Below are 22,546 nucleotides of genomic sequence, written 5' to 3' on the forward strand. Positions count from 1 at the left end.
GAAAGCGCCATCGTCATAGCAAGGAGTGCGAATATGACCAAGCCTCTCACCCTCCCCACCCCGGGCGAGATCCTCGCCACGGAGTTCTTGGAGCCCATGGGAATCACCCAGTACCGTCTGGCCCAGGCCATCCACGTGCCGCAGACGCGTATCGCAGCCATCGTCAAGGAGGGCCGGTCGATCACTGCAGACACTGCCCTGCGTCTGGCGCGCTTCTTCGGGACGACGGTGGAGTTCTGGCTCAATCTTCAGAGCCAGTACGATGCCGACACAGCGCGGGCAGCCATCGCTGCGGACCTGGAGACCATCGAGCCGTTTGCAGCGGCTTGAGCACGCCACCGCGGCTCAAATCCTCCCGGCCAGGGTGTTCCTCGCGTCCGTCATCCGCATTGCGGCAGTGCCTTGCGACACGCCGGCGGATTGACTTTGCCTGTTGCCCGGTTGGCAAGAGGCCCGCGCCATCCTGGCCCGGCCCTCTTTTTCTTGCTGCGCCAAGGCTCGTCAGGCCGCCTCGCGCAGCGACGCCCGCAAGATCTTGCCCACCGGCGACTTGGGCAACTGCTCGCGAAAAATGATCTGCCGTGGCACCTTGTATGCCGTGAGCTGGGTGCGGCAGTGGCGCTCCACTTCCTCGGCCGTCAGCGCCGGGTTGCGCGGCACGACGAAGGCGCGCACGGCCTCGCCAGTGCCGGCATCCGGCACACCGATGACGGCGGCCTCGGCGATGTCGGGGTGGGCCGCGAGCACATCTTCCACCTCGTTGGGGTAGACGTTGAAGCCGGACACCAGAATCATGTCCTTCTTGCGGTCCACGATGCGGATGAAACCGCCCTCCTCCAGCTGCGCAATGTCGCCCGTGTGCAGCCAGCCATCGAGCAGCGCGCTGGCGCTGTCCTCGGGTGCATGCAGATAGCCGCCCACGACCTGCGGGCCTTGCACCAGCAGCTCGCCGCGCTCGCCCTGGGGCAGGTCGCGCCCCTGGTCATCGACCACGCGCACCCGGCAGCCCGGCATGGGCACGCCCACGGTGCCCAGGCGCGGCGTGGCCGAGGGCGGGTTGCACGAGACGATGCACGAGGTCTCGGTCATGCCATAGCCCTCCAGGATGGGGCAGACCACTGCCTGCCAGGCCTGTGCAGTCGACGTGCGCAGCGCCGTGCCGCCCGAGAAGGCATAGCGCAGCCTGGGCGGCGCGGCCTGGAACCAGGGCTCGGCCAGCAGGCCGGCAAACAGCGTGTCCACCCCGGCGGTCCACTGCACCTCGAACTGCTCGAAGGTGTTTTGCAGGTTGCTCAGCGGGCGCGGGCTGGGCACCAGCAGGTTGCGCGCGCCGACCTGAAAGAACACCAGAAAATTCACCATGAAGGCGAACACGTGGTACATCGGCAGAACGGTGAGCATGGTCTCGCCGCGCTTCGGCCCATCGTAGGCGTCGAGAAAATCGCGCGTGATGCGCAAGGTGGCCACGATGTTGCCGTGCGTGATCACCGCGCCCTTGCTGCGCCCGGTGGTGCCGCCCGTGTACTGGTACAGCGCCACGGGGTGGCTGCGCCGGTCGATGGGTGCCAGTGCCTGCCCGCGCACCAGCGCGTCGGCCATGCGCGGCAGCGGCGTTGCGGCCGGATCGGCAGGCCCCGCCATCTTGGCGCGGATGGCCGATGCCACGGGTTCGTCAAAAAAGTCCCACAGGCTGGCGGTGAGCACCGGCACGCCCAGCGCCTGGGCCACGGGCCCCGCCACCGGCAGGAACATGTCGCACACCAGCAGCAGCTTCGCACCGCTGTCTTCGAGCTGCAGGCGCAGCTCGCGCTCGGTGTACAGCGGGTTCACGTTGGTCACGATGAGACCCGCCTTCCAGGCGCCGAACACGGCAATCGGATAGTGCAGGCAGTTGGGCATCTGCAGCGCCAGCACCTGGCCCGCCTGCAGCCCCTGCTCGCGCACCAGCCAGGCGGCAAAGGCGTCGGACAGGGCATCGACCTCACTGAAGCTGCGCACCACGTTGGCCCCCGTGGGCAGCACGAAAGTGAATGCCGGCTGGTCCCCATGGTCGGCAGCGGCCTGCGCGGCCAGCTGCGCGGCATTGGCGGGCAGCGCCGCCAGGTCGAGCTGGTAGTTGCGCAGGGCCTCGGGGTAGGAGCTCTCCCAGGGCATGGATGGCGGCGGCGCGGTGGTGGCGGTCATGGGCGTTGTCTCCTGTTTTTTCTCTTTTTTATGAACGCGTCAGGCCTTGGCCTTGAAAGCCGGCAGCTTGTCCCCCAGCCGCGCCCCCATCTCGGCACCCAGCGCCTGCAGGCCGCTCAAGGGGCGCACCATGACTTCGAACTCGGTGATCTGCCCGGCTTCATTGAAGCGCACCAGATCGATACCCTTGAGCTGCTTTTCGCCCACGCGGGCGCTGAACTCCAGCACGATGTTGAGGCCGTCGTCGGTAGCCAGCTGGCGGTGGTAAGTGAAGTCCTCGAACACCTGGATCACGGTGGACAGGGCCAGCATCAGCGCCGGGGCCGAGGTGTAGGCCGTGTTCGCCATGGGCGAGCGGAACACCGCGTCGGGGTGCACGATGGACAGCAGGTTCGACAGGTCGCGGCTGGCCACCATGTGGTGCCAGGTGTCGAGCGAGCGGGCGACGGCGGGGTGGATGTTCTTTGGGGCTTCGGTCATGGATGTCTCCTGGGGTGAGGTTGTTGGATCAGATGGTGGCGGCAAGCGTCGTGCCCTGCAGGATGGCGCGCTTGGCATCGAGCTCGGCGGCCACGTCGGCGCCGCCGATGAGGTGCGTGCTCTGGCCCGCGGCCAGCAGCGCGTCGTACAGCGCGCGCAGCGGCTCCTGGCCGGCGCAGACCACGATGTGGTCCACGTCCAGCACGCGCGGCTGGCCGTCGATGCGGATGTGCAGGCCGGCGTCGTCCACGCGCTCGTAGGCCACGCCCGAGCTCATGCCCACGTTGCGCGCCTTCAGCGAGGTGCGGTGGATCCAGCCCGTGGTCTTGCCCAGCTGGTCGCCCACCTTGCTCGCCTTGCGCTGCAGCAGATGCACCTGGCGCGCGGGCGCCTCCACCTGCGCGGCGCGCAGGCCGCCGGCCTGGGCATAGCCGGTGTCGATGCCCCATTCATCGTTGAACTTGGCGGGCGCCAGCGCCCCGCTCTCGCCTTCGTGCGTGAGGTACTCGCCCACGTCGAAGCCGATGCCGCCCGCGCCGATCACCGCCACGCGCTGGCCCACGGGCTTCTTGTCGCGCAGCACATCGAGGTAGCTCAGCACCTTGGGGTGGGTGATGCCTTCGATGTCCGGCGTGCGCGGCTGGATGCCCGTGGCCACCACCACCTCGTCATAGCCCTGGCCCGCCAGCTCCTGCGCGGCCACGCGGGTGGATAGGCGCACCTCCACGCCATGCAGCTCCAGCTGGCGACGGTAGTAGCGCAGGGTCTCGTAGAACTCTTCCTTGCCCGGCACCTGCTTGGCGATATTGAGCTGGCCGCCGATCTCGCTGCCCGCGTCGAACAGCACCACCGCATGGCCACGCTGCGCAGCAGTGACGGCAAAGCTCAGCCCCGCGGGGCCGGCGCCGACCACGGCGATGCGCTTCTTGGCAACGGCGGGGGCAATGACCAGCTCCGTCTCGTGGCAGGCACGGGGGTTGACCAGGCAGCTGGTGATCTTGCCGCCAAAGGTGTGGTCCAGGCAGGCCTGGTTGCAGGCGATGCAGGTGTTGATCTCGTCGGCCCGGCCCTGGCGTGCCTTGCGCACGAAGTCGGCATCCGCCAGCAGCGGCCGCGCCATCGAGACCATGTCCGCACACCCCTCTGCCAGCAGGCGTTCGGCCACCTCGGGCGTGTTGATGCGGTTGGAGGTGATCAGCGGTATGCCCACCTGCCCCATCACCTGCTTCGTCACCCACGCATAGGCCGCGCGCGGCACCTTGGTGGCTATGGTGGGGATGCGCGCCTCGTGCCAGCCAATGCCGGTGTTCAGGATGGTGGCGCCCGCCGCCTCGATGGCCTGGGCCAATTGAATCACCTCGGCCAGCGTGGAGCCACCCTCCACCAGGTCGAGCATGGACAGGCGGTAGATGATGATGAAGTTGGGCCCCACCCGCTCGCGCGTGCGCCGCACGATCTCGACGGGAAAGCGCATGCGGTTGGCATAGCTGCCGCCCCATGCGTCGTCGCGCTGGTTGCTGCGCGCGGCGATGAACTCGTTGATCAGGTAGCCCTCGGAGCCCATGACCTCCACGCCGTCATACCCCGCATGGTGGGCCAGCGCGGCGCAGCGCGCAAAGTCTTCAATGGTCTGCTCCACCTCGTCGGCCGTGAGCGCATGCGGCACATGGGGGTTGATGGGTGCGCGCAGCGCGCTCGGGGCCACCAGGTCGCGGTGGTAGGCATAGCGGCCGAAGTGCAGGATCTGCATCGCGATCTTGCCGCCCTCGGCATGCACGGCCGCAGTCACCTTGCGATGTTGCTCTGCTTCATGCTCGTTGACCAGCATGGCCCCGCCCTGCATGGGCCGGCCACGCTCGTTGGGTGCAATGCCACCGGTCACTATCAGCCCCACCTCCCCGCGCGCACGCTCGGCGTAGAAGGCGGCCATGCGCTCGAAGCCGTTGGCCACCTCTTCGAGCCCCACGTGCATGGAGCCCATGAGCACGCGGTTCTTGAGCGTGGTGAAGCCCAGGTCCAGCGGGGCGTGCAGGTGGGGATAGGGGGAAGCCATGGACGGCTCCCGGGTCGGTGCGAGGACGGCGTTCATCGTGGGTCTCCTTTTGTTTATGCAACCAGTTGCACAAATATAGCCTTGGCGCACTGTTTATGCAACTGGTTGCAGAAACAAAGAGAGCCCTCCGCGATTCAGGCAAGATCGGGGATTCCGAATTCCTGGCCGCCTCCTTCCGCCCGATGTCCCTGCCCCATGCCCTCCTCACCGCCCTGGTCGAGCACCCCTGCTCAGGCTCGGAACTCGCCGAGCGCTTCGACAAGTCCATCGGCTACTTCTGGCACGCCACGCACCAGCAGATCTACCGCGAGCTGGCGCGGCTCGAAGAGGCGCTGTGGATCGAGGCCCTGCCGGCCGAGACCGGCCGCGGCCGCAAGCGCCAGTTCCGCCTGCTGCCCGCAGGCCGCAAGGAGCTGCGCCGCTGGATCGCCGAACAGCACGACCCCACGCCCCTGCGCGACGAACTCATGGTGCGCCTGCGCGCCGAAGCCGCCATCGGCCCCACCGGGCTGGACAAGGAAATCGCCCGCCTCATGGCCCTGCACCAGGAGAAGCTGGCCGTCTACCAGCGCATCGAGCAGCGCGACTTTGTGGGCAAGGAACTGAGCCGCGAGCGCCGCCTGCAGCACCTGGTGCTCAAGGCCGGCATCCTGCAGGAGGAGCTGTCGCTGGCGATATCGAAGGAGGCGCTGGAGATACTGGGCGGGGCTCCGGCACCGAAGTCCTGACGTCGTTTGGAGCAGTCCTTCAGGGCTGCCAAAGACTGCGCGAAGTACAGGCCAGAGATCTGCATTAGGTGTTAACCCTTGCGCTGCCAAATATCTGCATCCGCCTGGAAGTCCCGGCCGTATAAGAGGGCGAGCTATTGCGCTCACGGTCGAACACCCACGAGGAGATCTCCATGCGAATCAGGAAACTCAGTCTGTTGGCGCTTGCGGCGCTTGCCGCCTGCACTGCCGGCGTCAGCCTGGCATCCAGCCACCGAGAGGCGCCCTTCATCACGACCCAGCCCAAGGTCGATGGTGCGGACTTTTACCTCTTCAACAGCTACGAGGCGGGGCGTGGCGGCTTCGTCACCATGATCGCCAACTACCTGCCGCTGCAGGACCCCTATGGCGGGCCCAACTACTTCAGCCTGGACCCGAATGCGCTGTACGAGATCCACATCGACAACAACGGCGATGCGGCAGAAGACATCACCCTGCAGTTCCGCTTCAAGAACACGCTGAACAACGGCGGGGCCGGCATCACCCTGGACATCGGCCCGGATGGCGCCCGCAAGAAGGTGGCCATACCGCTGCGCAATGCGGGCGGGATCACGGGCGCTGCGGCAGACCCGGTGTCGTACCGCGAAGAGTACGAGATGTTCATCGTGCGTGGCGACCGGCGCACCGGCAAGCGCGAGCAGATCACCATGGCTGGTGGGGGCACCACCTTCACCAAGCCCATCGACTACATCGGCGAGAAGTCGCTGGGCAACGCCGCCGCCTACGACGCCTATGCCGGCAAGTATGTGTACGGCATCAACGTGCCCGGCTGCGCCACGCCGGGCAAGGTGTTCGTGGGCCAGCGGCAGGACCCCTTCCCGGTATCCCTGGGCACCATCTTCGACCTCGTGAACGCCCCAGCCGCCGTGATCACCAGCGAATCGAATGCGGCGGCCTTCGGCGCAGGCCAGATCGCCAACAAGAACGTGACCTCGCTCGCCGTCGAGATGCCCACCGGCTGCCTGACCGCTGCATCGGGCGAGAAGGTCATTGGCGGCTGGACCACGGCCAGCCTGCGCCAGGCGCGTGTGCTCAACGGCAAGCCCGACTCCGGCCTGCAGGCCAGCGAAAAGGCCGGCGGCGCCTGGACCCAGGTGTCGCGCCTGGGCATGCCCCTGGTCAATGAAGTCGTCATCGGCCTCAAGGACAAGGACAAATTCAATGCTTCCAAGCCCAAGGACGATGCCGCCAACTTCGCGGACTATGTGACCCACCCCACGCTGCCGGCCCTGATCCAGGTGCTGTTCGGCGCGCAGGCGCCCACCAACTTCCCGCGCACGGACCTGATGACGGCCTTCCTCACGGGCCTGCCCACCGTCAACCGCCCGGGCAACATCACGGCACTGGGTACCGGGGGGCCGCTGGCGGAAATGCTGCGCCTGAACACCGGCATTGCTGCCACGCCGGCCAGCGCGCAGAACTCGCTGGGCGTGGTGGCGGGCGACGCCGCCGGCTTCCCCAACGGGCGCCGCCTGGGTGATGACGTGGTCGACGTCTCGCTGCGCGTGGCCATGGGTGCGCTGTGCACCTTGACCGGTGCGAGCGATGCGCTCAAGGTGGGTTGCAAGCCTGCCGATGCGCCTGCCGGCGCGGTCGAGTTCGTGGACGGTGCACGCACCAAGGCGACCGACTACAAGACCGCCTTCCCCTACGTGAACACGCCGCTGCCTGGCGCCAAGAACTTCTGATGCGAAGGATGCACACCATGCCCAACATCACGATGCAAAAGGCCGCCCTGGTGGCGGTGGGAGCGATGGCGCTGACCGCCTGCGGCGGTGGCGGCGGCAGCGACAACGCCGGGCCCGACGGCGGCGGCGGAGCGGTGAATGCCTTTGCCTACACCCAGCCGATTGCGGCCAGCGTGCAGGACACGGCGGAACCCGTGGCTGTGGAACAGCTGGTGCTGTCCACCAGCGATACCGACGAGCCAGACACCCGTCTGTGACCTCGCCAGGGGCGGTGACCGCATGCCTGCGTGCGGCCGCCGCCTGTTGCCTGCGTGCGGCCGCCGCCTGTTGCCTGCGCGGGCCTGCGGCCTGTTTCTCGCCGCTTGCTCGCTGCCGCCCATCCCTTCAACCCTGCGGATTCCTATGACACACCCTGCCCGCCTTCTCTGGGGGATAGGCCTTGCCCTGTGCTGCCTGGGCGCGGCCGCCGCCGCCGTGCAGGAGCTGCGCCCCGCTTCGGACACCGAGGTGATCGAGGTGCTGCCCGAGCGGGTCAGCCTTGCACCGGCCACGCCGCAGGCCGCAGCGACTGCCGCGCGCCGCTGGATCACGCTGGCCCGCGAGACCGCTGACCCCCGCTACCTGGGCCGCGCCCAGGCCGTGCTGGCCCTGTGGTGGGGCAAGCCCGATGCGCCCGCCGAACTGGCGGTGCTGCAGGCCACAGTGGAGCAAAGCCGCCATGAATTCGACGCCGCGCGCGCGACATTGAAGCGCGCACTGCAGGCCGACCCTGCACAGGTGCAGGGCTGGCTGACCCTGGCCACGCTGGAGCGGGTGGCCGCCCGCTATGCCGAATCCGAGACCGCCTGCCGCAACGTGGCGCGCCATGGGGCTGCGCTGCACGCCACGGCCTGCCTGCTCGAAAGCCGCTCGCTGCAGGGCCAGAGCGACGCGGCACGCAGCGGCTTCACCGCACTCATAGGGCAGGCAGCGGACCCGGCAAACCGTGCCTGGCTGCTGTCGCTGCTGGCCGAGAGCGAGGAACGCGCCGGTCGCGACGACGCAGCCGATGCCGCCTACCGCAGCAGCCTGGCTGCGGCGCCCGACGGCTACACCGCCCTGGCCCATGCCGACCTGCTGCTGCGCCTGGGCCGCCCGGCCGCCGCCGTGGATGTGCTCAAGGCCCAGCCCGCCAGCGACGCCGTGCTGCTGCGCCGCGCCCAGGCCCTGCGGCTCATGGGCAAGACGGTGCAGTCGCAGGCACTGGCCACCGAACTGCAGGCCCGGTTCGCGGCTCTTGCGGCGCGCGGCGAGGCGCTCGATGCCCATGCCCGCGAGCGCTCGCTGCTGGCGCTGTGGCTGCAGGGCCAACCCCGGGAGGCCTGGCAGGCCGCACAGGCCAACCTGGCGTTGCAGAAGGAGCCCCTGGACTGGTGGCTGGCGCTGCAGACCTCCGAGCAGTCCGGTGACGCCGCCGCCCACCGCACGGTGGTGCAGAGCTTTCAGCGCACGGGCCTGCAGGACGCGCGCCTGGCGCGCTGGCAATCGCGGGGAGACAAGTGATGCTGCCGTCGCTTTTTCAACGAACGGCCAGCGCGCTGCGGTGGCTGGCAATGGCCGGGACCCTGGCCGCCGCCTGCGCCGCAGCGCCCAGCGCCTGGGCGCACAAGGCCAGCGACGCCTACCTGCGGGTGGCCGGCGCCGGTGAGGCCGACCCCGCCCGCGCCGACGCCGTGGCGCTGCAGCTCTCGCTGGCGCTCAAGGATGTGGATGCTGCGCTGGACCTGCTCGATGCCGACGGCGACCGCCAGCTCACCTGGGGCGAGATCCAGCAGGCCACGCCCGCAGTGGCCGCCTGGGTGGGCCAGGGCATCCGCTGGCAGTGCGGCAACGCCGTGCTGGCCCCGGCCTGGCGCTTCGAGGCGCTGGAGCAGCGCACCGACGGGCGCTACATCCGCATGGCGGCGGCACTCGACTGCGCAGCCACGCAAGCGCTGGCGCTGGACTACCGCCTGATGCAGGGCATCGACCCCACGCACCGCCTGCTGGTCAGCGGGCAACTGGGCGGCCAGCCGCTGGCCGCCGTGCTGGCGCCCGATGGCCGCTCGCGCACCGACCTGCGTGCGGTGGGCGGCAGCACCGCCGCACCCGAGGCGGCAACGGCCCGCAGCGGCCCGGCCACGCTGGCGCACTTTGTCTCGGAGGGGGTGCACCACATCCTGGAAGGCTATGACCACCTGGCCTTTCTGCTGGCCCTGCTGCTGCCGATCACGCTGCTGCGCCGCCAGGGGGCGGCGCAGGCCCTGCCGGCGGCCGGGCCGTGGGGTGGCGTCAAGGCGCTGCTGCTCACCGTGACCAGCTTCACCGTGGGCCATTCGGTCACGCTGGTGCTGGCGGGCCTGGGCTGGGTCACCGTCTCGGGCAACTGGGTCGAGCCGGCGATTGCCATCAGCATCGGTATCTCGGCATTGCTCAACCTGTTCCCGGTGAAGGGGCTGCGCAGCGACTTGCTGGCGCTGTGCTTTGGCCTGGTGCACGGGCTGGGGTTCTCGGGCGCGCTGGTGGAGGCCGGCGTTTCGGGCGGCCTGCTGGTCTGGGCACTGGCGGGGTTCAACCTGGGGGTGGAGGCCGGCCAGCTCATGGTGGTTGCCGTGTGGTGCGCCGTCTCCCTGCTGCTGGCCCGCTGGGCGGGCTACCGCACCGTGGTGGTCAAGGGCGGCTCGGTGGCACTGATCGTGCTGTCGCTGTACTGGACTGTGCAGCGCGTAGCGTTCTCTGGCTGATACGGATTTGCCTTCAACCGTATAACGTCGTTGAGTCGCCTTGCCGTGCGCTGAAGCACTGTCTGCGGCTCCCCGCCTAGTTATCCGATTGAATGCAAATCCGCATGAGGGTGGGCCGGGAGCCTGCGCGGCAGGATTCCTGGACAATGAAAAGGCAGACATGAAGAATAAAGAGTTCTCTCGCACCACAGCGCCTCGCCCCCTGGCGCTCGGCATTCTGGTGGCAGGCATGGCCACCACGGCGGCCTGGGCCCAACAGGCCACGCACCTGCCCGAGGTCGATGTGCGGGGCCCCAGGGACGTGAGCATCGGCCTGGCCGACAGCGCCAGCGAGGGTGCGGTGGAGCGCGAGTCGTTCCAGGCGCGCCCCAAGCTGCGGCCGGGCGACATCGTCGAGGCCGTGCCAGGGGTCGTGGCCACCCAGCACTCGGGCGATGGCAAGGCCAACCAGTATTTTCTGCGCGGCTTCAACCTGGACCATGGAACCGACTTCTCGGTCACTGTGGACGGCATGCCGGTCAACATGCCGACGCACGGCCACGGCCAGGGCTTTGCCGACCTGAACTTTTTGATCCCCGACCTGGTCTCGGGCGTGCGTTACCGCAAGGGCCCCTACTTCGCCGACAGCGGCGACTTCTCCACGGCAGGCAGCGCGTCGCTGGACTACGTGAGCGCACTCGATGCCCCATTCGCAGAGGTGACCCTGGGCCCCCACAATCTGCGCCGCCTGCTGGCGGCCGGCTCGCGCACCCGTGACGACCAGACCTGGCTGGGCGCCATCGAGCTCGAAGGCAACGACGGCCCCTGGGACGTGCCCGAGCGCCTGCGCAAGATCAACGCCGTGGTGCGCTATGCGCAGGGCTCGCCCAACCGCGGCTTCAGCGTGACGGGCATGGCCTACCGCAACCGCTGGAACGCCACCGACCAGATTCCCGAGCGCCTGATCGACAGCGGCGAGCTGCCGCGCTTCGGCTCGCTCAACCCAACCGACGGCGGCAGCACCCGGCGTTTGAGCCTGTCAGGCAAATGGTTCGACAAGGGACCCGAGGGCCAGACCCAGATCAGCGCCTATGCCATCGACTACCGGTTCGACCTGCTCTCCGACTTCACCTACTTCCTGCGCGACCCGGTCAACGGTGACCAGTTCGAGCAGTCGGACCGGCGCCGCGTGTTCGGCGCCCAGGCCTCGCACAGCCTGCCCAACCGGATCGGCGGCCTGGACGGTGTGCTCAGCGTGGGCGCACAGTGGCGCGGCGACCGCATCGCCGAGGTGGGCCTGTACAACACGGCAGCCCGCCAGCGCCTGTCCACCGTGCGCAACGACCAGGTGTCGCAGGACATGCTGTCGGTGCACGCGCAGCAGTTCGTGAGCTTCACCGAGCGCCTGCGCGGCTACGCGGGCTTGCGCGGCGACCTGCTGCGCTACGACGTGCAGGGCCGCGAGGCCGTCTACGGCGCAGCCAACAGCGGCAGCGGCCACGATGCGCTGGTGAGTCCCAAGGCCGGGCTGGCCTGGGCCATCACCCCCGTGCATGAGCTGTACCTGAACACGGGCGTGGGCTCGCACAGCAACGACGTGCGCGGCGCCACCATCCAGACCGACCCGCAAAGCGGCCTGCCCGCAGACCGTGTGCCCGCGCTGGTCAAGGGCCTGGGCAGCGAGATCGGCTGGCGCTACCAGCCTGGCGACGACCTGACCATCACCACGGCGCTGTGGCAGCTCAAGCTCGATTCCGAGCTGGTGTATGTGGGCGACGCCGGCAGCACCGAGCCGGGCCGCGCCAGCTACCGGCGCGGCATAGAGACCACGGTGCGCTGGAAGCCCCACGCCCGCTGGCGCCTGGAAGCCGATGCCGCCTTGTCGCGCGCGCGCTTTCGCGGCGCTGCACCCGAGGGCGAAGGCAACTACGTGGACAACGCGGTGGAGCGCGTGCTGGCCCTGGGCGCGGTCTACACCCAGGGCCCGCTGACCGCCTCGCTGCGCCTGCGCTACCTGGGCCCGCGCGCGCTGGACACACTCAACTCCGTGCGCTCGCGTGCCAACACGGTGCTCAATGCCGGCGTGCGCTATGCGGTAAGCAAGCAGCTCACGCTGGGCCTGGACGTGTTCAACCTGGCTGGCAAGAAGGGCAACGACATCGAGTACCTCTACGCATCGTGCACGGCCGGCGAAGCGGCGCGCGGCGACTGCACGGGCGGCGGCATCGAGGGCCGCCACGTGCACCCCATGGAGCCACGCAGCGCGCGGCTCAGTGCGCGCTGGGCGTTCTAAAAGGGGCCCGCTTCAGCCTGTTGGCCAATGCCCCATACAACAGGCGGATTGTTGCTGGGTTTCTGATGGTGATGCTGCTGAGCACCGCGCTGGCCTGGGCATGGCGTAGAGCACCTGCATGCCGATGCGATAATCACGGCATGCACGCACTGCGCTCCTCGTCACTGCTGGCCTGCCTGATTCTGGCGTGGTTTGTATTGACCATGGGCGCAGCAATCGCATCGCCCATCGTCCATCCGCAAGCCATGGAGCTGGTGTGCACCACAGGCACCAGCGTGAAGCTGGTCGCAGTGACCGGCGATGCCGACGCCGTCCAGCAGGGGCACCATGCCCTGGACTGCGTGATGTGCCTGGGTGCCAGCGCACCGCCTGCGCAGCAGCAAGCCGCCGCATTGCACGACAGCCCCCTGGCACATGTCCTCAAGCCCGCCGTCGCAGCCACCCTGGCCGCCATCGTCGGAGCGCCCTTGCCCGCACGCGGGCCTCCCTCGCGTATTTGAAACCCGCCCATCAACGCGGTTGACGGCTGGCTGCAGCCACCGCACCCGGTGCATTGCACCGCGTCGCCCCTGCACCGCCGCCAGAGACCAGCCCTGCCCTTGAGCACTTTGCGTAGAGCTTTTGCGGGTTGCCGAAAGGCGCCTGCACAGGGCAGTGAACGTGCGCTGGCCCATTTCCGGGGCAAGCCCGCGTGCGCGCCCCGTGCCCGGACGCCTGTGTCACGGCGCCAGCCCGCACCCCTTTGTCCGTCGCGCGACCAAAGCGCCAGGCCTGCGCGGAAAACTTGCTTCAGGTCCTGCATTCCGCGTGAATTTCAACCTCAGGAGATTTCAACCGTGACTCCCATCGTACGTTCCATTCTTGCCGCCGCATCCATGGCGATCCTCGCCAGCACGGCCAACGCCCAGGTCACCGTCAAGGACGCATGGGTCCGCGCCACCGTGCCCCAGCAACAGGCCACGGGCGCTTTCATGCAGCTCAGTGCCGCCAAGGACAGCAAACTCGTCTCGGCCAGTTCGCCACTCACACCCGTGGTGGAAGTCCACGAGATGGCCATGCAGGACAACGTCATGCGCATGCGCCAGATCCCGGCCGTCGAGTTGCCCGCAGGCAAGGCCGTGGACCTCAAGCCCGGCGGCTACCACGTGATGCTGTTGGACCTCAAGCAGCAGGTCAAGGAAGGCGACACCGTACCGATCACCCTCGTGTTCGAAGGCAAGGACGGCAAGCGCGAATCCATGGAGATCAAGGCCCCCGTGCGCGCTCTCAATGCCGCAGCCAAGCCTGCAGCCCACGGCGATCACAAGCACTGACCACGCCACGCTTTGCACAAGGGCGCTTCGTCGCCCGACCCTTTTTGCCTGCCAACCCAAGGTGTTTCAGTCCATAGCCAGCACGTCCAAGGCACCTCAATGGTGCTGGCGCAACCCATGGGCCCTTCGCCTGGCAGGCGTTTTTATCTACCCAAATGCCCTTGAATGGCATCTGATCGCTCCATGTCACGCTCTCTGCTTTTCTCCTATTCACTGATCGCCCTGGCGTGCGCCAACCAGGCGCACGCACAGACCGCCAACGCAGAGCAGGACTCAACCCTGACGCTGGGTACCGTCGATATCAAAGCGAGCGCCACGGGCCCGATGCCCGCGCGCAGCGTCTTCAGCTCCGTGGACATCCTGGGCGCAAGCCTGGTCCAGGACCAGCATGTCGACTACAGCTGGGAATTGTTCTCGCGGGCTCCCGGCGTGCAGGTCACCCAGTTCAAGCAAGGCACGGACGCAGGCCGGTTCTCGTTTCGCGGCTTCAATGGCGAAGGGCGGATCAACGCAGTCAAGCTGTTGATCGACGGAATCCCCAGCAATGACAACGCAGGAGGCATGCCCTTCCTGGACGCAGTCTTCCCGCTGGACATCGAGGCGGTCGAGATCGTCCGTGGGACCAATGACCCGCGCCATGGCCTGAACAACATCGCGGGCAATGCCAATGTACTGACGCGCAGTGGCGGCAACGGGGGCCGGGCCTCGCTGACACTCGGCAGCTTCGGCACCAAGGAAGTGCAGATCGCCAAAGGCATCGAGAGCGGGAACTGGAGCCAGAACTACATGCTTGCCTACCGCGATTCGGACGGCTACCGCGAGCATGCCGATGCCAAAAAACTCGCACTGTCCGGCAAATGGTTCTACACCAGCGACGACAGCCGCTGGCGCGCAGGGCTGACCGCGCGCTACTACCGCAACAAGGCCCTGGAGTCGGGCTACCTCACCTATGAGCAGGCGATGAATGCGCCGCGCAGCTCACCCGCGTATGCATCGGCTGACCGGGGGGAGCGGGAGACCGGGCAACTGGGCTTGCACCTGGACGGCGAGCTCAGCGACACCTTGTCCTGGTCGAGCAAGGTCTACGCCAACCAGTACGAGAACCAGCGCTGGGTGCGCTTTTCTGCCGCAGGCGTGCAACAGGAGCGCTACAACGACGAGCAGCAACGCGGCGCCCTCACGACACTGACCTGGCGGCCCAAGGTCGACTGGGCCCACGAGTTCACGCTGGAGGGCGGCCTCGACGCACAGTGGCAGGACAACGTCGGGCAACGGTACCGCACCACCGAGCGCGTACGCACGTCCCAGTTTCGCGATTGGGACTTTGACCTGAACACCCAGGGCGCCTACCTGCAGGCCGTTATCCGGCCGGTGCCACAACTCAAGATCGTCCCGGCAATCCGCGTAGACCATGTGGACGGCAATTTCGCGGACCGGCTTGCAGGCACTATGGCTGCGACGCATGACTATGGCCTCATCAAGCAGCCCAAGATCAGCGTGGCCTACGCGTTGAACTCGCAGGCCAGCGTGTACGGCAACTGGGGGCGCACCTTCCAGATCGGCTCTGGTATCGACGCCTATCGCACACAGGCGCGCAACCTCAAGCCCTCGATCAATGACGGCTGGGAAGCCGGGGTCAAGTTCAGTCCTGCCCCCTGGCTTGATGGGCGTGTGGCGTACTGGGAGCAACGCGCCTCGGGTGAAGTCGCCCGCGTGTTGGGCGTTGACGGCCTGCCCGATGCCGGGGGCCTGGGCAACGTGGGCAAAACGCTGCGCAAGGGCTACGACATCCAGCTCAATGCGCGCCCGGCCGCCGGCACCACGGCGTGGGTGGCCTACTCCCACCAAGTCGCCCGCATCACCGCCCCGGACCCCAGTGCGCCCGCCACCCAGGGCAAGGAGATCGAGAACGTGCCGCATTACCTTGTGTCGGCCGGCGTGGATTACCAGGCCAGCGAACAGCTCAAGCTTTCCGGCTGGGTGAATGCGCAGGGCGACTACTACCTGGAGCGCACGAATGCCCTGGGGCGCATCGGCAAATATGCGCTGCTGAACCTGGGCGCCACCTATCGCGTTTCGCCCTCGATGGATGTCAACCTGCAGGTGAAGAACATCACCAACCGCAAATACGTCTACGCCTGGTACGACAGCGGCTCGTCAGGGTACTCGCCGGGCGATGGCCGGGCGTTCTACGCCAGCCTGGGCGTGAAATTCTGATGGCCGCCGCAGCCCCTGCGGGCGCCCCGGTATCGCGAAGCGCTGCCGCCAGCAGTTGGTACCGCGCAGTGTGGCGCTGGCATTTCTACGCCGGACTGCTGGTGCTGCCTTTTCTGATTTGGCTGGCGGTGACCGGGGGGCTGTTCGTCTTCAAGGCAGAGATCGATGGCTACTTCCACCATGGGTTGAAGTACGTCGACCCGACACCGGCTCACCCTGCGCCCGCCAGCGCGCTGGTGGCTACGGCACTCGCATCCCATCCCGGTACGCTGCGCAAGTACACGCAGGCCGCGTCGGTTCAAGAGGCGGCGGAGGTGGGCATCACAACGCCCGGGGGTGAACAGCTCTCGGTGTTCGTCAACCCCTACAGCCGCCAGGTGCTGGGCACGCTGCCGGAAGGGGGCAGCGTGGCGTGGACCATCCGCAAGCTGCACAGCCTGAAGTATTTCGGCCCCATCGCACGGGGCGCCATCGAGATCGCAGCGGGCTGGTCCATCCTGCTGGTGCTGACAGGCCTGTATCTTTGGTGGCCGCGCTCGGTCAAGCACTCTGCGCTGGCCGTGCGGGGCAGGCCTGCTCAGCGCGTTTTCTGGCGCGACCTGCACGCGATGACCGGCGTATTCGTTGGGGTCGCAGTGGTCTTCCTGGCAATCACGGGCATGCCGTGGTCGGTGCTCTGGGGTGCCAAAGTCAACCAGTGGGCCAATGGGCACAACTTCGGCTATCCGGCCGGTGTACGGGTGCAGGTCCCCATGTCGGAAATACGTCTCAAGGAGGGTGCAGCGACGCCATGGTCCTTGGAGCACGCAAGGGTACCCCTGTCTTCCGCACCCGGGCATGAGGAACACGCAGGGCAAGACTCTCACCCACCCGCTGACGATCCGCGCCCCATTCCTGGCCCAGATGCAATGCACCCTGCGCTGGGTCTGGATGCCGCCGTCGGCCGGTTCCAGCAGTTGGGCATGGCGGCCGGATACACCGTGAACCCGCCCCGAGGTGCGACCGGCGTGTACACGGCATCTGCCTACCCGCACGATCTGTCGCTGCAGCGCGTGGTCCACATCGACCAGTACAGCGGCAAGGTCCTTCTGGACATGCGTTACAGCGATTACGGCCCATTGGCCCGGTGGCTGGAGTGGGGTATCAACGTCCACCTGGGCCAGGAGTTCGGGGTGCCCAACCAGGCCGTTCTGCTGATCGCTTGCGCAGGCATCGTGCTGCTGTGCATCAGCGCAGGCGTGATGTGGTGGAAGCGGCGCCCCACGGGTGGCCTCGGCGTTCCGCCGCTGCCCTCGGACCGCCGCACGCTGGGCGGCATCGCTGCGCTGCTGGCTATCGGTGGTGCGTTATTTCCTCTGGTGGGGGCATCGCTGCTGGTGATGCTCACGCTGGATTTCTTCTTTCGGGATAACTTCAAATGAATGCAACCATCAAGGCACTGACCTGGTCCGTCGCGGCGGCCACCTCCCACATGGCTCTCGCACAAGGCCAGGCCCAACCTGGCAGCACCTTGCCCCCGGTGGTGGTGCGCGAATCCGCACTCCCTGAAATCCTGCGTGCGGGCAACCTCGCAACGGGGTCGGCCGCCTCGACCATGGACACGCCGTTCTCGGCGTCCAGCCTGCCGGTTGATGTGCTGCGCGCACAGGGCGGAACCACCTTGCAGGAAGCCCTGCGCAACATCCCCGGTGTGCAGGCCGATTCGGGGTTCAACGGCTCACACACCCAGTTCTTCACCCTGCGCGGCGCCATCATGGACAGCGGCACGGGCTCAAGCCGCATCCTGCGCGATGGGGTGCGGCTGTCCAACTACCCGTTTGCGTCCGCCTTCGTCGAATCCATCGATGTGCTGCGCGGCCCGGGCGCTGCGCTCGGAGTGCGCAGCGAACCTGGCGGCACGGTGAACCTCGTGACCAAGCCGCCCCGCCTGGCCAACTTCGGGTCGGCCGCCGCCAGCATCGGCACTTCGGGCGCTCTGGAGTTGTCGGCCGATATCAATCGCGTGCTGTCGCAAGAGCAGGAGCTGGCGGCCCGTCTGGTGCTGACCAAATCAGACAGCAGTGAATGGCGGCATGTGCCCGACAAGCTCGAAGGCTTGAAGCTGGGCATTGCCAAGAGCGACGGCAACCGCTACCACCTGCGGGCAGGCGCCGAGGTCATCAACCAACGCTACCAGCCCGACTACGGCATACCGTCCCTGGGCGACCGGCCTGTGAACGTGCCGCGCGACCGCCAGTTCGGTGAGCCGGGCATGGACTCGACCACCAACACGCGCATCGTCGATCTGCACGGCGATGTGGCCCTGTCCGCCGATACCCGGCTCAACGTGGATCTCACGCACTTGTGGGCAGATTCCACGTCGGTCAAGAGCTTCCTGAACGGCAACCCGCTCGCGGTCACGCCAGCTACGCCGTCTGGAACCTTTGCGCGCGGCGCTGCCGTGGAGCCCGGCACGGACCGCCGGATCGACTCGGCCGCAGTCTCTTTGACGAGCCGGCAAGCGACGGGCGCGGCCAAGCACCAGCTGTTCTTCGGCCTGGACTATTACCGCGAAACGCTCGACCAGCCATCGCTCCTGGTTCCCGCCTCCGCAAGCCCGTCCATCAACGTGTTCAACCCGGTTTTCGGGCAGGTCAACATACCGGCATGGAATAGTCTGGCAGCCGGCGGGCTGACGACACAGAGCCTCCGAAGCGTGGCGGCGTCCGTGCAGGACACGATCAACCTGGGGGCCTGGACCTTCGTGGCCGGGCTGCGCTACACCAGACAAGAGTTTCTCTATGGCGCGGCAGGCACGCGGGCCGTCGAAGAATCCGCGCTCTCGCCCAAGTTGGGCATCTTGCGCAGGCTGTCCGACAGCGACAGCCTCTATGCCAACTGGGCCAAGGGCATGGCGCCCAACCAGGTGTCGTCATCGACCAACCAGTCGCTGCCATCGCGGCGCTCACGGCAACTGGAAGTCGGATGGAAATCACTGTGGCAGGGCGGCCGGCTGACGTCTGACCTGGCCTTGTTCCAGCTGGACCAGAGCCACATGATCTCCGCCGACCAGAGCACACCGCTCAACAACTTCGACTTCACAGTCGATGGCACCGGGCGGTCACGGGGCCTGGAAGCATCCCTGACAGGCGAGGTCAGCCAACGCATGACGGTGCGGGCCGCCTACGCATACACGCGCGCGCAGGTGCTGTCCAACTCCCTGCTGGCCGGCAAGACAGCGCCCAACGTCGCGCCACATGCCCTGAGCCTGTGGGGCGAGTACCAATGGGACATTGCCTCGGATGCCAAGTGGGTGACCGGCGCCGGTGTCTACGTGCAGAGTGCGCGCTACGCCGACCGCGCCAATACGGTCACCTTGCCGGGCTATGCGCGGTTGGACCTCACCCAGACCTGGAAGAAGCCGCTGGGTGGCGGTCAATCGGTGGAAGTGCAACTGGCCGTGCGCAACCTCACCGACAAGGCCTACTACGTCTCCAGCCACCTGCATGTGGCGCGGTGGGTGACGCCCGCACAGGGGCGCAATGTGCAGTTGTCGACCTTGTACCGGTTCTGAGCATCCTTGCGCAGCCGGTGCCGCAAGCACCGGCTGCGGGGAAATCGACCGAGTGCGCGGCATGCCCCCCGCAATGGACTGTGACAGTCCCCAGGATGCTCAATCCCCCGCCCGCGGCAGCACCACGGTGATCCGCGTCGTGTTGGACTCGTCCGATACATCGAGTTCGATGCTGCCGTGCTGGGCCTGCACCAGCAGCCGCGCCGAGTAGGTGCCCAGGCCCGTGCCATCGGCCTTGCCCGAGGTCACGAACTTGTCGAAGAAACGGCTGCGGATGCCCGCCGGCACGGCGCCTGTGTTGCTGATGGCGATGCGCAAGGGGTCCTGGTCCTGCAGCTGCACGGACACCCGGGAGTCGGCCGGTGCGGCTTCGCAGGCGTTCTTCAGCAGGTTCTGGAAGACCGAGTAGCACAGGGTCGCATCCGCCAGCGCCAGGGGTGGCTCTGCCCCCACGGCCACGTCCGTGTCCACCGCGATGGACAGCCCCTTCTCGGCAAAGGTCACGCGGTTCATCTCGGCAATGCGGCGCAGCAGCTCGCCGATGCGCACGGGCTGCGCATGCAGCACGAAGCGGCCCGATTCGATCTTGTACAGCTCGGACGACAGGTTGATCATGTTGAGCACCTGCATCACGCTCTCTTCCATCAGGCGCAGCTGCTCGACCTGGCGGCGCCCGACCGAGTCGTCCTCTATCAGCGCCTGCACCAGGCCCAGCGCCCCAGCCAGAGGCGCCTTGATGTCGTGCCGGGTGATGCGCTCGACATCCTCGCGCAGCTGGGCGGTCTCGACCATGCTGTCGAAATCGGCCTGCAGGTCCTTGCGCAGCTGCACGTAGCGCATGAAATTGCGCACGCGCGGCTTGAGCGTTTCGGGATCGATGGGCTTGGTGATGAAGTCCACCGCCCCCAGGTCGAGCCCCCGGATGCGCGCATCGGCCGATGCCATGGCTGTGACGAAGATGATGGGAATGGTCTCGGACGTGGGGTGCTCACGCATCAGCCGGGCCACCTCGAAGCCATCCATTCCGGGCATCATGATGTCCAGCAGCACGAGGTCGGGAGGGTCGTTGGAGGTCAGCACCTCCATCGCCTTGGCGCCGGTCTGCGCCAGCCGCACCCGGTACTCACCCTTGAACAGCTGCGACAGCAGCAGCAGGTTGTCGGGCGTGTCGTCCACGATCAGTATCGTCGGGCGGGGTGCTTCCTGCGGCTCGGCCGATGGCGCACCGGCAGAGCCGTCTGCAGGCACGGCCTGCGCGGGCAGTTCCTCCCCCGCGAAGTTGCCAGGGCCGCGCGGCTTCCACTGCAAGGCCTTCTCCAGGCGCTGCGCCAGCTGTTTGGGCGAGTAGGGCTTGAGCAGCATGGAGGTGACCCCGAGCGCGATGGCCTCCTCCACCCGCTTGCGCTCCGCCTCGGCGGTGATCAGCACGAAGGGGATGGCAAACAGCTTTTCGTCCGCACGCATGGCCTGCAGCAGCTCCACGCCCGTCATCACGGGCATGTTCCAGTCCGACAGCACCACGTCGAAGTGCTGGCCCTTGAGCAGGCGCAGGGCCTCGGCCCCGTTGCGCGCGGACTCGATGCGCTCCACCCCCATCTGCCGCAGCTGGTTGATGGTGACCTTGCGCATGGCCTCGAAATCGTCCACCACCAGGCAGCGCGCGCCCTGGCCGATGGTCGACGCATTGGAAACCGTGAAATGGCTCATGGTGCCTGCACCTCCTCAACGTGCCGGGCAGGGCCGGCAGCAGCCCCTGCGGCGTCTTCACCCACAAAACGCTGAATGCCCACGGCCACGATGGGCTCCATGTCCATCAGCAACAGACGGTGCTCCTGGCTGAACGCCTCGGTCAAGGCCAGCTCGATGATGGCCGAGACGCGCCCCGCATGCCTGATGGGCAGCAGGTAGATCGCGGCGGGACTGCAATGCCCCAGGCCCGACTGGATGCGCAGGTAGTCCGCCCCCGGCGCGTCGATGAGCACGGGCTCGCCCGTGGCGGCACAGCGCTCGACCATGCCGGCCGTCGTCGGCCATTGCGACAGGGTCTGCTCCGCCGTCGGCCCCGCTCCCGCATAGTGGGCCAGCGCCCGCACGCCGAGGTCTTCGTCCACCAGCACCATCAGCGCCTGCCCCATGGGCAGTTGCCGCGCCAGTTCCCGCAGCACGATGCGCGCAAAGGCCGCCAGCGTGTCCACCTGCTGCAGCGCCAGCAGCAGGTCCGACACGGCGCGCCGCCGGTTGGCATCGCGGGTCAACTGGTCGTGGCTCTGCTGCAGGGCCTTGAGCGTCAGCTGGTGCCGGCCCGCCTCGCGCCGCAGCCGCGTGGCCCAGAAAAGCATCGCCAGCAGCACACCGGCCAGGGCAGCGCCCCCGGGGATGCCCCAGGTCACCCACCGCTCGTGCCACTTTCCGCTGCGGTCGAAAGACGCGGAGAACAGCTGGTACTCCATCAACGACACACCGTACTTGCGGCGCCAAGACTGATCGAGCGGCGACCCCACCCGCCGGCTGTCGTCGAAATAACGCTGCAGCGCCCGCTCCAGGTCGGGTGCGGCGAAGGCGATGCCCCAGCCCGCCGCGGTGGCGTCGCCCACCGGAAACAGCATGTCCAGGTTGTCGAGGTCGTTGCGCACCCAGTGGAATGCCGATTCGGCCGCGATCACGGTGAAATCGGCACGGCGCTGCGCCACGGCCTGCATGGACTTGGCGGTGGGGGCGGTCTCAATGGCGACGGGCGCGCTTTCCCCCAGGCCGGCGTTGAATCCCTGTAGCCAGGCTTCGTAGGCCGTCCCGGCCTGGACCGATGCCTTGCGCCCGCCAAGATCGGCCTCGCTGCGCAGAACGGAGCGCATCTCCGGCCGCGCGACGACGACATTGCGCGTCGCGAAGTACGGCACCAGGGTCATCTTGGTCTTGCGCCAGTCGGTGATGTGCAGATCGTTGGGGTACAGGTCGCACTTGCCGGTGGCCAGCGGCGCGGCTTCGTAGCGCTCGCCCTGCACAGTCACGCCCTGCGCGTTGTGGAACTGCTGGTCCCATTGCGCAAGCGTCACCGTGCGGGCCTCAACCCCCAGATAGCGGGCAAAGTCTTCGCCATTCGCCCGGTAGTAGTCGGCGCTGGATCCCGCCACGCAGATGCGCAGCTCGCGGCTGCGCTCGATCTCCTCCAGCGTGCGGCCGAAGGCGCTGCCCGCTGCCAGCGTGAGAACCAGTAACCAGGCGATGGATCGCAGCATGCGCGGGGCCTTCGGCGGCGT

17 protein-coding genes are annotated in these 22,546 nt (G+C 67.6%); 12 read left to right on the forward strand and 5 right to left on the reverse strand.

All coding sequences use genetic code 11. The annotated features are described in order from the left end of the window. The first annotated feature begins 33 nt into the window (after window positions 1–33). Window positions 34–330, forward strand: coding sequence for a HigA family addiction module antitoxin (locus ACSQ9E_RS17415; protein WP_057204676.1), 297 nt, complete (start codon window positions 34–36; stop codon window positions 328–330). Window positions 331–501: 171 nt separating this feature from the next. Here the strand turns inward: ACSQ9E_RS17415 and ACSQ9E_RS17420 are convergent, their stop codons facing one another. Genes ACSQ9E_RS17420 through ACSQ9E_RS17430 form a run of 3 tightly spaced genes read right to left on the reverse strand, consistent with a single transcriptional unit; the run spans window position 502 to window position 4,717 of the window. Continuing rightward, window positions 502–2,184, reverse strand: a complete 1,683-nt coding sequence (locus ACSQ9E_RS17420) for a long-chain-fatty-acid--CoA ligase (RefSeq protein ID WP_436218631.1) — start codon at window positions 2,182–2,184, stop codon at window positions 502–504. A gap of 39 nt (window positions 2,185–2,223) precedes the next feature. Continuing rightward, complete coding sequence (locus ACSQ9E_RS17425; protein ID WP_436218632.1) at window positions 2,224–2,664, reverse strand: nuclear transport factor 2 family protein; 441 nt, start codon at window positions 2,662–2,664, stop codon at window positions 2,224–2,226. Window positions 2,665–2,692: 28 nt separating this feature from the next. Further along, window positions 2,693–4,717, reverse strand: a complete 2,025-nt coding sequence (locus ACSQ9E_RS17430) for an FAD-dependent oxidoreductase (RefSeq protein WP_436220231.1) — start codon at window positions 4,715–4,717, stop codon at window positions 2,693–2,695. 182 nt (window positions 4,718–4,899) lie between these two features. On the opposite strand from ACSQ9E_RS17430, the gene ACSQ9E_RS17435 reads away from it, so the two are divergent. From ACSQ9E_RS17435 to ACSQ9E_RS17485, 11 genes are all read left to right on the forward strand, one after another. After that, window positions 4,900–5,445: a PadR family transcriptional regulator gene (locus tag ACSQ9E_RS17435; protein ID WP_057204786.1), complete on the forward strand. Its 546-nt coding sequence runs from the start codon at window positions 4,900–4,902 to the stop codon at window positions 5,443–5,445. Window positions 5,446–5,618: 173 nt separating this feature from the next. Further along, complete coding sequence (locus ACSQ9E_RS17440; protein ID WP_436218633.1) at window positions 5,619–7,172, forward strand: DUF4331 domain-containing protein; 1,554 nt, start codon at window positions 5,619–5,621, stop codon at window positions 7,170–7,172. Between the two features lie 17 nt (window positions 7,173–7,189). Then, the gene (locus tag ACSQ9E_RS17445) at window positions 7,190–7,429 is read left to right on the forward strand and encodes a hypothetical protein (protein ID WP_157412651.1); all 240 of its coding nucleotides are present in this window, start codon (window positions 7,190–7,192) and stop codon (window positions 7,427–7,429) included. Between the two features lie 145 nt (window positions 7,430–7,574). Continuing rightward, window positions 7,575–8,714, forward strand: a complete 1,140-nt coding sequence (locus tag ACSQ9E_RS17450; protein ID WP_436218634.1) for a hypothetical protein — start codon at window positions 7,575–7,577, stop codon at window positions 8,712–8,714. Then, window positions 8,714–9,934 carry a HupE/UreJ family protein gene (locus ACSQ9E_RS17455; protein WP_436218635.1) on the forward strand — a complete coding sequence of 407 codons (1,221 nt, stop codon included), beginning with the start codon at window positions 8,714–8,716 and terminating at the stop codon, window positions 9,932–9,934. The genes ACSQ9E_RS17450 and ACSQ9E_RS17455 overlap by 1 nt, the downstream gene beginning before the upstream one ends. A gap of 160 nt (window positions 9,935–10,094) precedes the next feature. Then, a complete protein-coding gene (locus tag ACSQ9E_RS17460) occupies window positions 10,095–12,206 on the forward strand; it encodes a TonB-dependent receptor (RefSeq protein ID WP_436218636.1) in 2,112 nt (703 codons plus the stop codon). A 140-nt stretch (window positions 12,207–12,346) separates the two neighbouring features. Beyond that, on the forward strand, window positions 12,347–12,706 hold the full coding sequence (locus ACSQ9E_RS17465; protein ID WP_436218637.1) for a hypothetical protein: 360 nt from the start codon (window positions 12,347–12,349) through the stop codon (window positions 12,704–12,706). Window positions 12,707–13,081: 375 nt separating this feature from the next. After that, window positions 13,082–13,519, forward strand: a complete 438-nt coding sequence (locus ACSQ9E_RS17470; protein ID WP_082607857.1) for a copper chaperone PCu(A)C — start codon at window positions 13,082–13,084, stop codon at window positions 13,517–13,519. 183 nt (window positions 13,520–13,702) lie between these two features. After that, a complete protein-coding gene (locus tag ACSQ9E_RS17475) occupies window positions 13,703–15,736 on the forward strand; it encodes a TonB-dependent receptor (protein WP_436218638.1) in 2,034 nt (677 codons plus the stop codon). Further along, entirely contained in the window at window positions 15,736–17,157 is a 1,422-nt protein-coding gene (locus tag ACSQ9E_RS17480; protein WP_436218639.1) for a PepSY-associated TM helix domain-containing protein, read from the forward strand. The genes ACSQ9E_RS17475 and ACSQ9E_RS17480 overlap by 1 nt, the downstream gene beginning before the upstream one ends. Continuing rightward, window positions 17,154–19,289, forward strand: coding sequence for a TonB-dependent receptor (locus ACSQ9E_RS17485; protein ID WP_436218640.1), 2,136 nt, complete (start codon window positions 17,154–17,156; stop codon window positions 19,287–19,289). Before ACSQ9E_RS17480 ends, ACSQ9E_RS17485 begins: the two co-directional genes overlap by 4 nt. A 99-nt stretch (window positions 19,290–19,388) precedes the next feature. Here the strand turns inward: ACSQ9E_RS17485 and ACSQ9E_RS17490 are convergent, their stop codons facing one another. Together ACSQ9E_RS17490 and ACSQ9E_RS17495 are read right to left on the reverse strand one after the other, a co-directional pair. Beyond that, entirely contained in the window at window positions 19,389–20,996 is a 1,608-nt protein-coding gene (locus tag ACSQ9E_RS17490; RefSeq protein ID WP_436218641.1) for an ATP-binding response regulator, read from the reverse strand. Beyond that, window positions 20,993–22,525, reverse strand: coding sequence for a GAF domain-containing protein (locus ACSQ9E_RS17495; RefSeq protein ID WP_057264382.1), 1,533 nt, complete (start codon window positions 22,523–22,525; stop codon window positions 20,993–20,995). The genes ACSQ9E_RS17490 and ACSQ9E_RS17495 overlap by 4 nt, the downstream gene beginning before the upstream one ends. Window positions 22,526–22,546 lie beyond the last annotated feature (21 nt).

The sequence above is a fragment of the Acidovorax sp. LjRoot118 genome, assembly GCF_964253575.1.
Lineage (GTDB): Bacteria > Pseudomonadota > Gammaproteobacteria > Burkholderiales > Burkholderiaceae_C > Acidovorax.

Excerpts from the sequence above, each read along its gene's own strand:
- ACSQ9E_RS17415 (WP_057204676.1), top strand. The coding sequence starts at position 34 with ATGACCAAGCCTCTCACCCTCCCCACCCCGGGCGAGATCCTCGCCACG.
- ACSQ9E_RS17420 (WP_436218631.1), bottom strand. The coding sequence starts at position 2,184 with ATGACCGCCACCACCGCGCCGCCGCCATCCATGCCCTGGGAGAGCTCC.
- ACSQ9E_RS17425 (WP_436218632.1), bottom strand. The coding sequence starts at position 2,664 with ATGACCGAAGCCCCAAAGAACATCCACCCCGCCGTCGCCCGCTCGCTC.
- ACSQ9E_RS17430 (WP_436220231.1), bottom strand. The coding sequence starts at position 4,717 with ATGGCTTCCCCCTATCCCCACCTGCACGCCCCGCTGGACCTGGGCTTC.
- ACSQ9E_RS17435 (WP_057204786.1), top strand. The coding sequence starts at position 4,900 with ATGTCCCTGCCCCATGCCCTCCTCACCGCCCTGGTCGAGCACCCCTGC.
- ACSQ9E_RS17440 (WP_436218633.1), top strand. The coding sequence starts at position 5,619 with ATGCGAATCAGGAAACTCAGTCTGTTGGCGCTTGCGGCGCTTGCCGCC.
- ACSQ9E_RS17445 (WP_157412651.1), top strand. The coding sequence starts at position 7,190 with ATGCCCAACATCACGATGCAAAAGGCCGCCCTGGTGGCGGTGGGAGCG.
- ACSQ9E_RS17450 (WP_436218634.1), top strand. The coding sequence starts at position 7,575 with ATGACACACCCTGCCCGCCTTCTCTGGGGGATAGGCCTTGCCCTGTGC.
- ACSQ9E_RS17455 (WP_436218635.1), top strand. The coding sequence starts at position 8,714 with ATGCTGCCGTCGCTTTTTCAACGAACGGCCAGCGCGCTGCGGTGGCTG.
- ACSQ9E_RS17460 (WP_436218636.1), top strand. The coding sequence starts at position 10,095 with ATGAAGAATAAAGAGTTCTCTCGCACCACAGCGCCTCGCCCCCTGGCG.
- ACSQ9E_RS17465 (WP_436218637.1), top strand. The coding sequence starts at position 12,347 with ATGCACGCACTGCGCTCCTCGTCACTGCTGGCCTGCCTGATTCTGGCG.
- ACSQ9E_RS17470 (WP_082607857.1), top strand. The coding sequence starts at position 13,082 with ATGGCGATCCTCGCCAGCACGGCCAACGCCCAGGTCACCGTCAAGGAC.
- ACSQ9E_RS17475 (WP_436218638.1), top strand. The coding sequence starts at position 13,703 with ATGTCACGCTCTCTGCTTTTCTCCTATTCACTGATCGCCCTGGCGTGC.
- ACSQ9E_RS17480 (WP_436218639.1), top strand. The coding sequence starts at position 15,736 with ATGGCCGCCGCAGCCCCTGCGGGCGCCCCGGTATCGCGAAGCGCTGCC.
- ACSQ9E_RS17485 (WP_436218640.1), top strand. The coding sequence starts at position 17,154 with ATGAATGCAACCATCAAGGCACTGACCTGGTCCGTCGCGGCGGCCACC.
- ACSQ9E_RS17490 (WP_436218641.1), bottom strand. The coding sequence starts at position 20,996 with ATGAGCCATTTCACGGTTTCCAATGCGTCGACCATCGGCCAGGGCGCG.
- ACSQ9E_RS17495 (WP_057264382.1), bottom strand. The coding sequence starts at position 22,525 with ATGCTGCGATCCATCGCCTGGTTACTGGTTCTCACGCTGGCAGCGGGC.